The organism is Sphingomonas desiccabilis, assembly GCF_004135605.1.
Classification (GTDB): Bacteria; Pseudomonadota; Alphaproteobacteria; order Sphingomonadales; family Sphingomonadaceae; genus Sphingomonas; species Sphingomonas desiccabilis.
Map to the genome: position 1 here is coordinate 172,188 of NZ_SDPT01000003.1, position 13,720 is coordinate 185,907.

10 protein-coding genes are annotated in these 13,720 nt (G+C 70.1%); 4 read left to right on the plus strand and 6 right to left on the minus strand.

Features of this window, described 5'->3' with window-relative positions; all coding sequences use genetic code 11:
- Window positions 1-50: 50 nt before the first annotated feature.
- On the plus strand, window positions 51-2,819 hold the full coding sequence (gene polA, locus EO081_RS14450) for a DNA polymerase I (RefSeq protein ID WP_129342855.1): 2,769 nt from the start codon (window positions 51-53) through the stop codon (window positions 2,817-2,819).
- A 149-nt stretch (window positions 2,820-2,968) separates the two neighbouring features.
- Window positions 2,969-4,501 (plus strand): lipopolysaccharide biosynthesis protein, encoded by a 1,533-nt coding sequence (locus EO081_RS14455; protein WP_129342857.1) that lies wholly within the window; start codon window positions 2,969-2,971, stop codon window positions 4,499-4,501.
- Between the two features lie 111 nt (window positions 4,502-4,612).
- Here the strand turns inward: EO081_RS14455 and purH are convergent, their stop codons facing one another.
- The 4 genes from purH to EO081_RS14475 form a co-directional block, all read right to left on the minus strand.
- On the minus strand, window positions 4,613-6,199 hold the full coding sequence (purH, locus tag EO081_RS14460; RefSeq protein WP_129342858.1) for a bifunctional phosphoribosylaminoimidazolecarboxamide formyltransferase/IMP cyclohydrolase: 1,587 nt from the start codon (window positions 6,197-6,199) through the stop codon (window positions 4,613-4,615).
- 209 nt (window positions 6,200-6,408) lie between these two features.
- The gene (locus EO081_RS14465; RefSeq protein ID WP_129342860.1) at window positions 6,409-8,160 is read right to left on the minus strand and encodes a heparinase II/III family protein; all 1,752 of its coding nucleotides are present in this window, start codon (window positions 8,158-8,160) and stop codon (window positions 6,409-6,411) included.
- Window positions 8,157-8,819, minus strand: coding sequence for a ribulose-phosphate 3-epimerase (gene rpe / locus EO081_RS14470; RefSeq protein ID WP_129342862.1), 663 nt, complete (start codon window positions 8,817-8,819; stop codon window positions 8,157-8,159). The genes EO081_RS14465 and rpe overlap by 4 nt, the downstream gene beginning before the upstream one ends.
- 220 nt (window positions 8,820-9,039) lie before the next feature.
- The gene (locus EO081_RS14475) at window positions 9,040-10,305 is read right to left on the minus strand and encodes an RsmB/NOP family class I SAM-dependent RNA methyltransferase (protein ID WP_129342864.1); all 1,266 of its coding nucleotides are present in this window, start codon (window positions 10,303-10,305) and stop codon (window positions 9,040-9,042) included.
- Between the two features lie 94 nt (window positions 10,306-10,399).
- On the opposite strand from EO081_RS14475, the gene EO081_RS14480 reads away from it, so the two are divergent.
- Window positions 10,400-10,561, plus strand: a complete 162-nt coding sequence (locus EO081_RS14480; RefSeq protein ID WP_129342866.1) for a DUF1674 domain-containing protein — start codon at window positions 10,400-10,402, stop codon at window positions 10,559-10,561.
- A gap of 123 nt (window positions 10,562-10,684) precedes the next feature.
- Here the strand turns inward: EO081_RS14480 and EO081_RS14485 are convergent, their stop codons facing one another.
- Both EO081_RS14485 and EO081_RS14490 read right to left on the minus strand, forming a co-directional pair.
- Entirely contained in the window at window positions 10,685-11,563 is an 879-nt protein-coding gene (locus tag EO081_RS14485; RefSeq protein ID WP_129342868.1) for an LOG family protein, read from the minus strand.
- An 84-nt stretch (window positions 11,564-11,647) separates the two neighbouring features.
- The gene (locus tag EO081_RS14490) at window positions 11,648-12,337 is read right to left on the minus strand and encodes an extensin family protein (RefSeq protein WP_129342870.1); all 690 of its coding nucleotides are present in this window, start codon (window positions 12,335-12,337) and stop codon (window positions 11,648-11,650) included.
- 194 nt (window positions 12,338-12,531) lie between these two features.
- Between EO081_RS14490 and EO081_RS14495 the strand changes: the two genes are divergently transcribed.
- The gene (locus tag EO081_RS14495) at window positions 12,532-13,713 is read left to right on the plus strand and encodes a phosphoserine transaminase (RefSeq protein WP_129342872.1); all 1,182 of its coding nucleotides are present in this window, start codon (window positions 12,532-12,534) and stop codon (window positions 13,711-13,713) included.
- Window positions 13,714-13,720: the final 7 nt, after the last annotated feature.

A 13,720-nucleotide genomic window follows, 5' to 3' on the forward strand; every position in this document is an offset into this window, starting at 1 on the left:
GCCGCGCCCCCCTCTCGTAACCGGCCTGCCGCGCTGCTATCTCGGCGGCCATGCCCCATCTCTACCTCGTCGACGGCTCCGGCTATATCTTCCGCGCCTATCACCGGCTGCCGCCGCTCACCAACAAGCATGGCGAGCCGGTGGGCGCCGTCTATGGCTATACCACCATGCTCTGGAAGCTGGTGGACGAGCTCCACAAGGCGGAGGGGCCGACCCACATGGCGGTCATCCTCGACAAGTCGTCCAGCACCTTCCGCAATGAAATGTACGACCAGTACAAGGCCCACCGGCCGCCGCCGCCCGAGGACCTGAAGCCGCAGTTCCCGATGATCCGCGACGCCACTCGCGCCTTCTCGCTGCCGTGCATCGAGGAGGAGGGCTGGGAGGCCGACGACCTGATCGCCAGCTATGCCAAGGCGGCGCTGGCGCAAGGGTGGCAGGTGACGATCGTCAGTTCCGACAAGGACCTGATGCAGCTGATCGAGCCGGGCCTCGACATGCTCGACACCATGAACAACCGCCGCCTGGACGCCAGCCATGTGGTGGAGAAGTTCGGCGTGCCGCCTTCGCAGCTGGGCGAGGTGCTGGCGCTGATGGGCGACAGCGTCGACAACGTGCCGGGCGTGCCGGGCATCGGCCCCAAGCGCGCGGCCGAGCTCATCACCGAATATGGCGACGTCGAATCGGTGCTCGCCGCGACCGACTCGATGAAGAAGTCGAAGATGCGCGACAATCTGGTCGAGCATGCCGAGGCGGCGCGCCTGTCGCGCAAGCTGGTGACGCTGGCGTGCGACGTGCCGCTGCCGGAGCCGCTCGACGGGCTGGAGCTGCAGGGCATCCCCGACGCGCCGCTGCGCGCGTTCCTGGAGCACCACGGCTTCCGCACGCTGCTCAACCGCCTGTCGGCGGTGGCCGATCCGCCCGCCGAGGCCCCGGTCGCGCCGGTCGACGGCGATGCGGACGCGCCGTGCGACCACGACGCGTACGAGACGGTGGTGGACGAGGATGCGCTCGACCGCTGGATTCAGGTCGCGCGGCACCAGGGCTGGGTGGCGATCGACACCGAGACGACCGGACTGGACGCGACCCGTGCGGAACTGGTGGGGATCAGCCTCGCGCTGCACCCCAACCTCGCCTGCTACATCCCGCTCGGCCACGGTGGGCAGGATCTGCTCGCCGAGGTCCCGCAGCAGCTCGACCGCGCGGTGGCGCTCGCCAGGCTCAAGCCGCTCTTGGAGGACCCGACGGTTCTCAAGATCGGCCACAACCTCAAATACGACATGATCGTGCTCGCGCGCTGTGGCGAGGGCGGCATCCGCGTCGCGCCCTATGACGACACGATCGTCATGAGCTTCGACCTGGACGCGGGGCGCCACGGCCACGGCATGGACGAGCTGGCGGCGACGCATCTGTCGCACAGCTGCATCGCCTACAAGGACGTGGTCGGGACGGGGAAGAACCAGCGCGGCTTCCACGAAATCGACCTCAAGTCCGCCACCCGATACGCCGCCGAGGACGCCGACGTGACGCTGCGGCTGTGGCGGCGGTTCAAGCCGCGGCTGCCCTACGAGTCCGCGACGCGCGTCTACGAGATGGTCGACCGGCCGCTGGTGCAGGTGCTCGCCGACATGGAGTGCCGCGGGGTCAAGGTCGACGCGGGTGCGCTCGCCAAGCTGTCGGAGGAGTTCTCCGGACAGATCGCGGGGCTGGAGACCGAAATCCACGCGCTCGCGGGCGGCCCCTTCACCATCGGCAGCCCCAAGCAGCTGGGTGACGTGCTGTTCGACCGGCTGGGGCTGAAGGGCGGGCGCAAGGGCAAGTCGGGCGTCTATTCGACCGACGTCAACGAGATGGAGCGGCTGGCGGCCGACAAGGACCAGCCCCAGGGTGCCGAGATCGCGGGCAAGGTGCTCGAGTGGCGCCAGCTCACCAAGCTCAAGAACACCTATACCGATGCGTTGCAGGCGCAGATCAACCCGGCGACCGGGCGGGTGCATACCAGCTATTCGCTGACGGGCGCGCAGACCGGGCGGCTGTCGTCGACCGATCCGAACCTGCAGAACATCCCGATCCGCACCGAAACCGGGCGCCAGATCCGCGATGCATTCGTCGCGGAGCCCGGCAACGTCATCCTGGCCGCCGACTATTCGCAGATCGAGTTGCGACTGGCAGCCCACATCGCCGACGTGCCGCAGCTGCGCGAGGCGTTCGCGCGCGGCGACGACATCCACAGCCTCACTGCGACCGAGCTGTTCGGCGAGGTCAACCGTGACACCCGCGCGCGGGCGAAGACGATCAACTTCGCGATCCTCTACGGCATCTCGCGCTGGGGGCTGGCCGGTCGGCTCGACGTGTCGGCGGACGAGGCGCAGGGAATGATCGACCGCTATTTCGAGCGCTTCCCCGGCATCAACCGCTACATCGCCGAGACGCTGGAGGGCGTGAAGGAGCGCGGCTTCACCACCACGCTGTTCGGCCGCAAGACGCATTTCCCGCGCATCAAGTCCAAGAATCAGGCCGAGCGTGCCGGGTCGGAGCGCGCGGCGATCAATGCGCCGATCCAGGGCACCAGCGCCGACATCATCAAGCGCGCGATGGTGCGCATGGAGCCCGCGTTAACCGAGGCCGGGCTGCCCAAGGTGCGCATGCTGATGCAGGTGCACGACGAACTGGTGTTCGAACTGCCCGAGGGTGATGCCGAGGCGGCACGCGTGGTGATCGAGCGGGTGATGGCCACGGCCGCAGAGCCGGCGGTGACGCTGACGGTGCCGCTGGCGGTGGAGATCGGCGTCGGCCCGAGCTGGGGCGCGGCGCATTAAAAAGGAGCCGCCATCCTGCCGCAGAGATCGGCAGGATGGCGGATGGCGGCTCGCACCGCGCATGTCCTACCGTCACCCGAAAGCCGCAGGGCGCGCGCATTCTGCATCAAGGGCTTATGCGGGTCGCCCGGCTTGCCTATGGGGCGCGGATGAACCGCGCAGACGGCCTTACGACTTCCTCCTCCGACGATGACATCGCCGCGCTCGCCAAGGGCGGTCGGACCAATGTGTTCGGCTTCGTCCTGCGCCTGCTCGCGCGCTTGCCGTTCCTGTTCATCGCTGGCCGCGTCTATGGCCCGGAGACGGTGGGGCGGTTCGCGCTCGCCGTGCTGGTCGTGGAGCTGGCGGCGCTGCTGGCGACGCTGGGCCTCAAGCGCGGACTGGCCCAGGCGCTGTCGTCCACCGATCGGCCGCACGTGCATGTCGTGTGGGATGCGATGGTCGTCGCGTTCGTCGTCTCCGTGGCGGCGAGCGCGGTGCTCTTCGTCTTCCCGCAGATCATGTACCCCAACAGCCACATCCTCGGCTTCGAACGGCTGCTGCCGCTGATCGTGTTCGCCATCGCCTGGTCCGACGTGAGCCTGGCGGCGCTCGCCTATCGGCTGAACGTCAAGGCGGCGGTAACGGCGCGGGCGGTGGTGGAGCCCTGGACGATCTCCATCGCGGCGTGGGTGCTTTCCTATGTCTCGACGCGCGACGGGCTGATCCTCTCCTATGTGCTGTCGATGGCCGCGGCACTGGTCGCCTCGCTGGTACCCTTCATCCGCAGCTATGGCCTGCCGCGGGGCTGGACGCCCCAGCTGCGGCCGATGCTGGCGCTCGCGCGGCGCAACATGCCGCTTGCCGGTGCGGATGCGATCGAATGGGGCACCCGCAACGTCGACCGGTTCATCCTGGGCGTGATGTTCCCGCCAGCGGTCGTGGGGATCTATTACATGGCGCAGCAGGTCTCCTCGCTGCCGCAGAAGCTCAAGACGAGCTTCGATCCGGTGCTGGGGCCGGTCATCACCAAGAGCCTGGCCGAAGGCGACAAGGCGGCGGTGGCGCGGCAGGTGCTGCAGGTCGGCTTCTGGATCATGGCGGCGCAGGCGGCGCTGGCGCTCGCCGGCTCGATCCCCGCCGAGGGCGTGATGGGCATCGTGGGGCCGCAGTTCGTGAGCGGTGCAGGCGCGCTGTCCTTCCTGCTGGTGGCGGAGGTGCTCGCCGCGACCGGCGCGGTATCCGAAGCGGCGCTCGTCTATGTGGCGCGCCACCGCAACCTGATGCTCTCGATCGGCCTGCTGACCTTCCAGGTGCTGCTGAGCTTCGCGCTCGTGCTGCTGATGCGCCGGCTGGGCTTCCCCGAGCCCTGGCAGGCCGCAGGGCCGGCGGTGGCGCTCGCCGTGTCGCTCGCCTGCGGATCGTGGCTGAAATCACGGCTGCTGGCGCGCATCCTGGACCACCGCGTCGCGGAAATCCGCCGGCCGTTCGTCGCCGCGATCCTGGCGGCATCGGGGGTCGGCTCGGTGATCATGCTGCTGCCGCCGCACCTGGAATGGGCGGAGATGCTGTTCGGCATCCCGGCAATCCTGCTCACCTATGGCTTCGTGCTGTGGCGCTGGGCGTTCGGCCCCGCCGATCGCGCGCTGTTCCACAAGGCGCCGGTGACGGCGACCATCCCGACCGAGAAGCACAAGAGCTAGCCGGATCGCCACGCTGTTTTGCGGCAAGTGACGCGGCAAGCTCTTGGGGCGACGGGTACAAAAAAGGGGCGCTCGCGGCGCCCCTTTTCGCGTCGGTCGTGCCGTCCAGCCTTAGTGGCGGAAGTGGCGCATGCCGGTGAAGACCATCGCCAGCCCCGCCTCATCGGCAGCGGCGATCACCTCTGCGTCGCGGATCGAGCCGCCCGGCTGGATCACCGCGGTCGCGCCCGCCTCGACCGCGGCCATCAGCCCGTCGGCGAAGGGGAAGAAGGCATCGGAGGCGACGGCCGAGCCGATGGTGCGCGGCTCGGCCCAGCCGGCCTTTTCGGCGGCGTCCTTGGCCTTCCACGCGGCGATGCGCGCCGACTCCAGCCGGTTCATCTGGCCGGCGCCGACGCCCGCGGTGCTGCCGTCCTTGGCATAGACGATCGCGTTCGACTTGACGTGCTTGGCGACCGTCCAAGCGAAGCGGCAGTCGGCGAGCTCCTGCTCGGTCGGCGCGCGCTTGGTGACCACCTTCAGCTCCTCGGCCGCCAGCAGGCCGTTGTCGCGCGACTGGACCAAGAGGCCGCCGGCGATCGACTTGATCGCGAGGCCACCGCGCGCCGGATCGGGCAGCTCGCCCGTGACGATCAGGCGCAGGTTCTTCTTGGCGGCGAAGATCGCGCGCGCTTCCGCATCCGCATCGGGTGCGCACACCACTTCGGTGAAGATGCCGCTGATCGCGCGCGCCGTCTCAGCGTCGAGCGGGCGATTGAGCGCGATGATGCCGCCGAACGCGGACACGCTGTCGCAGGCGAGCGCCGCCTGATAGGCCTCCAGCAGCGTGTCGCCGGTGGCGACGCCGCAGGGGTTGGCGTGCTTGACGATGACGACGGTCGGCGGGCCGTCGCGGAACTCGGAGACGAGCTCCAGCGCGGCGTCGGCGTCGTTGTAATTGTTGTAGCTCAGTTCCTTGCCCTGGAGCTGCTGGCCCTGGGCGATGCCGCGGGTGGCGCCGGTGTTGGGCAGGTAGAGCGCCGCGGTCTGGTGCGGGTTCTCACCATAGCGCAGCGTGTCGGCGCGGGTGAAGGCGAGCGGCAACGTCTGGGGCAGGGTCTCGCCCTGGTCGACGCTCGCGAACCAGCCGGCGATCGCCGAGTCATAGGCGGCGGTGGCGGCATAGGCCTTGGCAGCGAAGCGGCGGCGGGTCTCGAGGCTGGTCGCGCCGGCGTTGGCGTCGAGCTCCTCGACCAGTGCTGCATAGTCGGCGGGATCGGTGACGATCGCCACATGCGCGTGGTTCTTGGCGGCCGAGCGCACCATCGACGGGCCGCCGATGTCGATGTTCTCGATGATCTCGTCGCGGTCGGCGCCCTTGGCCACCGTCTGCGCGAAGGGATAGAGGTTCACCACCACCAGGTCGATCGCGCCGATGCCGTGCTCGCCCATCGAGGCGACATGCTCGGGATTGTCGCGCACCGCCAGCAGCCCGCCGTGCACCACCGGGTGCAGCGTCTTGACGCGGCCATCCATCATCTCTGGGAAGCCGGTGAGGTCGGAGATGTCGCGGACGGGCAGCCCCGCGTCGCGGATCGCCTTGGCGGTGCCGCCGGTGGAGACCAGTTCCACGCCGTAGCGGTCGAGCGCCCGGGCGAGATCGAGGATGCCGCTCTTATCGGAGACCGAGAGCAGCGCGCGCGTGACGGTGACGTTCATGGCCGGCTCCTTTGCGCCGATTCGCCGGGGAGGCAAGGGGGGTGGGGGTCGGCTGAGACCGGCCGTCAGCTTTCCCGTTCCTCTTGAGCAGGGACCGAGCTTGTCGAGAGACCGTATCGAGAGAGCCACCGCCACCGATTTCTCGATACGCCGTCTCGACAAGCTTGAGGGCTACTCCAAACGAACGGAGAAGTGGACGGGGTCAGGACCTACCGCGCGCGGTGGAAGCGCCAGCCGATGCCGGCGCCGCCGGGCTGCGCGACGCCGGTCAGTACCAGCTGCTGTGTCCTGTGCGGGCGGCCCTCGCCGTCGATCCACAGGCTCTCCTCCACCGCCAGCGTGGCGCCGCGGCAGCGGAACTGCCAGACCGAGCGCCCGTCGGGCAGGCGGAGGAAGGCGGCGAGGCCGTCGGCGGTGGACGCGACCTCGACGCCCAGCCCCAGGTGGAAGCGGACGGTGAACCCCACGTCGCCCTGCTTGCCGCTGCTGCCGCCGCGTGCGGACGCGGGGAGCAGCGTGTCTTCCCCCACGAAATCGCGCCCGTCGGTGGACAAGGTGACGCAGCGGCGGTGGATCAGGCCGAGGCGGCGGACATAGCCGTCGTGGCTGGCCTCGATGCGGCTGAGTTCGTCGGTTTCCTGGCGGCTGAGCTCGACCGCGCTCACGCCCCGGCCGAGCGCGCCGTCGGCGTGGATGGCGGTCGAGTTGGAATCGCCCAGCACCAGGGTCGAGTGCGCGGCGGTGGTACGCAGCGCCGGCGCAAGCGTGGGCGGCAGCGTCAGCAGCGCGCCATTGGCGCCGCCGCAGTTGACGACGATGCGGTGACCTGCGTCCGAAAGCTCGAAGGCGAGGGTGGACGCGCAGCCGCCGGTCGCCTGGCGGTTCGCAGGGGGCGGAGCGGCATCGAGCACCACCACGGTCTTGCCTGCGGAGAGCCGCTGGTATCCCCAGTCGCGGGCCTGGCGCAGCGGGCGCGTGCGCACGCCGGTCGCCTCGACGATCTGCTCGATGCGCTCGCCCGAGATGGGGGCCGATCCCTGCCAGCTGCCGAGGCCGCCATCGGCGTGGCAGACGCCCAGCAGCGCCGCGACCAGCCGGGTGAGGGTGTCCCCCAGCACGTCGGGGGCCTCCATGCGCCGCGCGGCATAGGTCTCGCGCAACATGGTGAGCAGCTGGACCAGGTCGAGCTGGTCGGCGGGAGAGCGGCCGAGCGAGCCGCCGTCCTCGAACACCGCCGCCGCGAGCGCGCGAGCGAGCCCGGCCTCTCCGAACACGCGGCGCGGGTCGCCGCCCGGGATCATCAGGCCGGCGGCGACCACGCCACACCAGGCGGCGACGCGCGGCACGCCGGCGGCGACCTTGGCGGCGGTGTTGTCGAGGTGGCGGGCGCCGCGCGCGAGCGCGTGCAACACCTTGGACCGATAGACGAGGTCGGTGCTCGACAGGATCAGCGGCGCGTGCGCGGTCCAGAACAGCAGCCGCCGGCCCCAGAGGTCTGCGCGCCAGGCGGGATTGGACACTTTCGTCTCGTGCGCGGCGAGCCAGTGGCGCATGATCGCCTCGGCGATCGGTGCGGCGGTGGCGCGGGTGGCGACGCTCGAGAGGTCGCGCAGCCAGGCGAAGCTGTGAAGATAGTCGGCAAACGGCGCCGAAAACGTCGGACGCGCCAGCGACAGCGCGTTGATCGGGACCGCTTCCCCCCGGAACAGCACCATGCCGTCGAGCAGCGCCTCGCCGCGCTCGATGTCGCCGAAAAAGGGATCATCGGCGACGGCGATGAGCTTGAGCGGGTGCTTGCCGCGCAGCCGAAGCGCGTGGAACGGAGTGCGCCAGGCGAGGCGCTCGAGCCGCTCGGAAAGCCGCTCGGCCAGCGACAGCCCCTTGCCGCCGCTCTGGCGGATCAGCCGCTTGCCCGCTTCGATGCCGTCGGGCTCGGTGGTTTCGGGAAGCGGATCCGTCACGCGCCTCTCAGTGCCCGGATGTTGTCGGCATAGGCGGCAGGGCCGCCGGCGAAGGTGGCGGTCCCGGCGACCAGCACATTGGCACCCGCCTCGACGGCGAGCGGGGCGGTGGTGCGGTCGATGCCGCCGTCAACCTCCAGGTCGATCTCGCGGCCGGAGGCGTCGATCCGCTGGCGCAGCGCCGCGATCTTGGCGAGCTGGCTGTGGAGGAACTTCTGCCCGCCGAAGCCCGGGTTCACGCTCATCACCATGATGAGATCGACGAGGTCGAGCACATGGTCGACCGATTCCGCCGGTGTTGCCGGGTTCAGCACCACGCCCGCGCGCTTGCCGAGCGCCTTGATCGCCTGGAGCGAGCGGTGGAGATGCGGCCCCGCCTCGGGGTGGACCGAGATGATGTCGGCGCCGGCTTCGGCAAAGGGCTGGAGCAGCGGATCGGCGGGCGCGATCATCAGGTGGACGTCGAACGGCTTGGCGCTGTGCTGGCGAAGCGCCTTCACCACCATCGGGCCGATGGTGAGGTTGGGCACGAAATGCCCGTCCATCACGTCGACGTGGATCCAGTCGGCCCCGGCCGCATCGATCGCGCGTACCTCTTCGCCGAGGCGAGCGAAGTCGGCGGACAGGATCGAGGGGGCAATGCGGACGGGTCTGCTCATGATCGGCCGACCTCTAGCATGGCACACCCCTGCCGCAACCGGGTGTCGGGAGCGGTCGGCGATTTCCGGGGGCGGGTTGTCGCTGCGGGACGCGGGGCACACGCTTCTTGTACCCCGGCAGAGGCCGGGGCCCAGTTACGGTGGTGTCGGATTGGGGCACCCACAACGGCCTTCCCGCCTGGGCCCCGGCCTTCGCCGGGGTACAGAAGTAAGTGCCCCCTCAACCCACCCGGTCGAGCCGCGCGATGAAGAAGCCGTCGAGGCCGCCCTGTTCCGCCAGCATCCCCGGCAGCGTGCGCACCCAGCCTTGCGGGGAGGGCGCGATGCCCTCCGGCAGAAGTTCGGGCGCGGCCGGCACCAGGCGATAGTCGGCATGCTCGGCAAGGAAGCGCTCGACCTGCGCCTCGCCCTCTTCGCGCTCCAGCGAGCAGGTGGCGTAGACCAGCCGGCCGCCGGGCTTCACCCAGTCGGCGGCACGGGCGAGCAGGCGGGCCTGCAGCTCGGCGGCCTCGGTGATCACCGCCGGCCGCACGCGATGGAGCACGTCGGGGTGCCGGCGGAAGATGCCGGTGGCGCTGCACGGCGCGTCCAGCAGCAGCGCGTCGACCGGCTCCCTGGGTTTCCATTTGAGGGCATCGGCGGCGATCACCTTTGCCGAAAGGCCGGTGCGCTCGAGATTCCCGGACAGGCGGGCGAGCCGCTTTTCCGACACGTCGAGCGCGGTCACGTCCCAGCCGGCGGCGGCGAGCTGCAGCGTCTTGCCGCCCGGCGCCGCGCACAGGTCCAGCGCCGTGCCCGGCCCGTTGCCCAAGAGCCGCGCGGGCAGCGAGGCGGCGAGGTCCTGCACCCACCATTCGCCCTCGGCAAAGCCGGGCAGCTCGGGGACGGTCGCGAACGCCGGCACGCGGCGGTGGCGCGGCAGCAGCGCCATGCCCTCGGCAGCCGTGGTGTCGCCGCGCAGGCTGAGGTCGACCGGCGGTGGGGAGGCGATGGCGACGCGCGCGGCTTCGGCCACGTCCTCGCCCCAGGTCGCCTGCCAGCGGAGCCAGGCGGCGGCGGGAAGCTCCGGCAGTTCGGGCAGCGTCGCGTTCCGGCGCATCAGCGTGCCGAACACGCCATGCACCAGCTTGCGCGGGCCGCCGTCGACCAGCGGCAGCACGGTGGCGATCGCGGCGTGCGGCGGCGTGCCAAGCGCGAGCGCCTGGACGAGCGCGATGCGGAGCGCAAAGCGCGCCTTGGCATCCTCCGGCAGCGGCCGCGCGGTGGCCGAGTCGATCAGCGCGTCGAGGTCGGGGAGCCGGCGCAGCGCCTCGCTGACGATGGCGTGGACCAGGCCGCGATCCTCACGCCGGTCGAGGCCGGTGGTGGCGCGGTCGAGGGCTGCCTCCAGGGCGAGGCCGCGACGCAGCACGGCGTCGAGCAGGCGAAGGGCGGCGCGCCGGGCGGGGACGCCGGGCGGTTCGGGGGCGAGCTGGGGACGTGCCATCAGCGCTGGTGCCGCATGCTGTCATTCCTGTCCGTCACTTGATCCCGAGCCTTTCGCCGCCGATGTGGGGGCTGCATCATTATCGGAGAGTCCCATGGGCCAGCGACCGCCCCACGTGAAGCCACCCGAGCATCTTTCCAAGAGTCCGCCGGTGCCGACGCCGGAACCGGTCGTGCCGCCGGCCGCCGATCCGCTGGGCAACAACCCGGTGCGCTACGGCGACTGGGAGCTGAAGGGCGTGGCGGTCGACTTCTAAGGTCCGCGCGGCTCGAAACTCCGGTGCTCCTGCGTAGGCAGGAGCTTGGGGTTGCGGAGCGGTGCGCTTGTGGCCCTGGGCTCCTGCTTTCGCAGGAGCACGGGGTGAAAACCTCCGGTGCGCTTACTTCGGTAGTTCGTCGCCGCGGGCGCGATAGAATTCCTCGACCGCCTTCCAGCCTTCCTCGGCGGTTTCGCAGAAGGTGATGAGGTCCAGGTCGCGCGGCGAGATCACGCCCTCGTCGCACAGCGCCTCCAGGTTGACGACCCGCTCCCAGAACTCGCGGCCATAGAAGAGCACGGGGATCGGCTCGACCTTGCCGGTCTGGATCAGCGTCAGCAGTTCGAAGCTCTCGTCGAAGGTGCCGAACCCGCCCGGGAACACCGCCACCGCACGCGCACGCAGCAGGAAATGCATCTTGCGCAGCGCGAAATAGTGGAACTGCATCGACAGCGAGGGCGTGACATAGGGGTTGGGCGCCTGCTCGTGCGGCAACACGATGTTGAGGCCGACCGACTCGGCCCCTGCCTCGCTCGCACCGCGGTTGGCGGCCTCCATGATGGAGGGGCCGCCGCCCGAGCACACCACGAAGTGACGCTTGCCGTCCTCCGACTGCGGGAAGTTGCTGGCGAGGCCGGCGAGCTCGCGGGCGACATCATAATATTTGGACTTGGCGATCAGCCGCTCGGCGATGCGCTTGGCGCGATCGTCCTGCGCGAGTTCCAGGAGCGCGCCCGCCTTGCTGGGCTCGGGGATGCGGGCCGAGCCGTAGATGACGAACGTGGAGGCGATGTTCGCCGCGTCGAACACCAGCTCCGGCTTCAGCAGCTCCAGCTGGAAGCGGATCGGGCGGAGATCCTCGCGCAGCAGGAAGTCCATGTCCTGAAAGGCGAGGCGGTAGGACGGGTGCTCCGTCTGGGGCGTCGAGATCTGGGTGCGGGCGCTCTCGGCCTCGTGCTTGGCGTCGCGAAATACGCGCGACGGAACTCGGGTATCGGTCATGACACTTCCTGCAACGGCCAAGGCGGGCGGGCGGCGCGCTTGGCGAAAGCGAACCAATCTAGAGAGGCTGCGCGCCCGCGCAAGCTAGCGGCAGAAATCTCCGCGTCCGCCCATGTCGAAATGAAGGTGGTTGTAGTGGGCGGCGTTGTAGTCCGGCCCGAGCACGGTCTTGAAGCGGCGGCAGGCGGAGCGGTGCACCACCTGCAGGAACTGCTGCACCGCCGGGTCGCCGGAGCGCCAGCCCTGTTCGATGCTGATGCGGCGACCGTCGGCGAGCACGAAGCCGCCGATGTCGATCGCGTTGGCAAGCCCGTGCTGCGACAGCTTGGCGGAGCCTGCCGAGCCCTGGCCGACAATGCCGCGGCAGACGTAGCTGCCATAGCTTTCGATCCGCACCACGTCGCTGCCCAGGATCTGGCGGGCGGCGGGGCCGACGCCGTATTGGACCCAGCCAACGAAGGCGCGCGCGGTTGGGCAGCGGATCGCCTTCAGCCCCGCTGTCGGCGTGCCGAAGTCGAGCAGCTGCACGGCGCCCAGCACCAGGCAGCCGCCGCCATAGTCGCGGTCGGGCAGCGGGCTGAACCGGACGCCGGCGCGCGACAGGTCGGCGAAGCATTGCTGCGTGCCGGGTGGAGTCTGGCCGGTCAGCGTCACCGGGCCGCTGCCGCGTGGCCGCGGCGCCGGACGCCGCTCCTCCCGCCCGCCGCCGAAAATGCAGGCCGTCAGTAGAAAGGGCAGCAGCAGGGCGAAGAAGCGACGCGAAACCAGATGCATGGCCTTGGGTGTAGCGGAGGTGGCGGCCCCTGCGCCACCCGGACGCGGGCGCCGGTGCCTCGCCCCGCCGCCCGTGCGCCGTCGTTCACCCAATCCGCTTGCCCCGGCGTTGACAAGCCGCGCAGCCCCGCTAGGGCCGTCGGCGGGCCACGCTGTCCCAACGCAGCGCGTGCTCTCTGTAAGGAGAGACTATTTTGACGGATACAGTTTCGGTTCCCGCCACCGGTGCGTCTGCCGCACCCGCCAAGCCCGCCGCCAAGCCGGCGCGCCCCCATTTTTCCTCCGGTCCCTGTGCCAAGCCGCCCGGCTGGTCGCCCGAGAAGCTCGACACCGAGGTTCTCGGCCGCTCGCACCGCTCGAAGCTCGGCAAGGCGCGGCTGCAGCGCGCGATCGATCTGACCCGCGAGCTCCTCCAGGTTCCCGACACCCACCGCATCGGCATCGTTCCGGGCTCCGACACGGGCGCGGTCGAGATGGCGATGTGGTCGCTGCTCGGCGCGCGGCCGGTGACGTTGCTCGCCTGGGAAAGCTTTGGCGAGGGCTGGGTGACCGACGCGGTCAAGCAGCTCAAGATCGAGCCGAATGTGCTCAAGGCGCCCTATGGCGAGATCGTCGACCTGACCCAGGTCAGCCCGGAGCATGACGTGATCTTCACCTGGAACGGCACGACCTCCGGCGTGCGCGTGCCGAACGGCGACTGGATCGCCGACAATCGCGCCGGCCTGACGATCGCCGACGCCACTTCGGCCGTGTTCGCGATGGACCTGCCGTGGGACAAGCTCGATGTGGTCACCTTCTCGTGGCAGAAGGTGCTGGGCGGCGAGGGCGCGCACGGCGTGCTGATCCTGGGCCCGCGCGCGGTCGAGCGGCTGGAGAGCTACACGCCGGCATGGCCGCTCCCCAAGATCTTCCGCATGACCAAGGGCGGCAAGCTGATCGAGGGCATCTTCAAGGGCGAGACGATCAACACGCCGTCGATGCTCGCGGTCGAGGATGCGATCTTTGCGATGGAATGGGCCGAGAGCGTCGGCGGGCTCAACGGCCTGATCGCGCGATCGACCGCCAACGCCACCGCGCTCGGCCGCATCGTCGCGGCGCGTGACTGGCTCGACCATCTGCCGGCCGATCCGGCGATCCGCTCCAACACCAGCGTCTGCCTGAAGCTCGTCACCGATGCGGATGCCGAGGCCCAGGGCGCGATGGTCAAGAAGATGGCGTCGCTGCTGGAAGCGGAAGGCGCGGCGTTCGACATCGCCGGCTATCGCGACGCCCCGGCCGGCTTGCGCATCTGGTGCGGCGCGACCGTCGACACCGCCGACGTCGAGGCGCTCGGCCCCTGGCTCGACTGGGCCTGGGAACAGGTGAAGCCCGCCTGATCCGCTT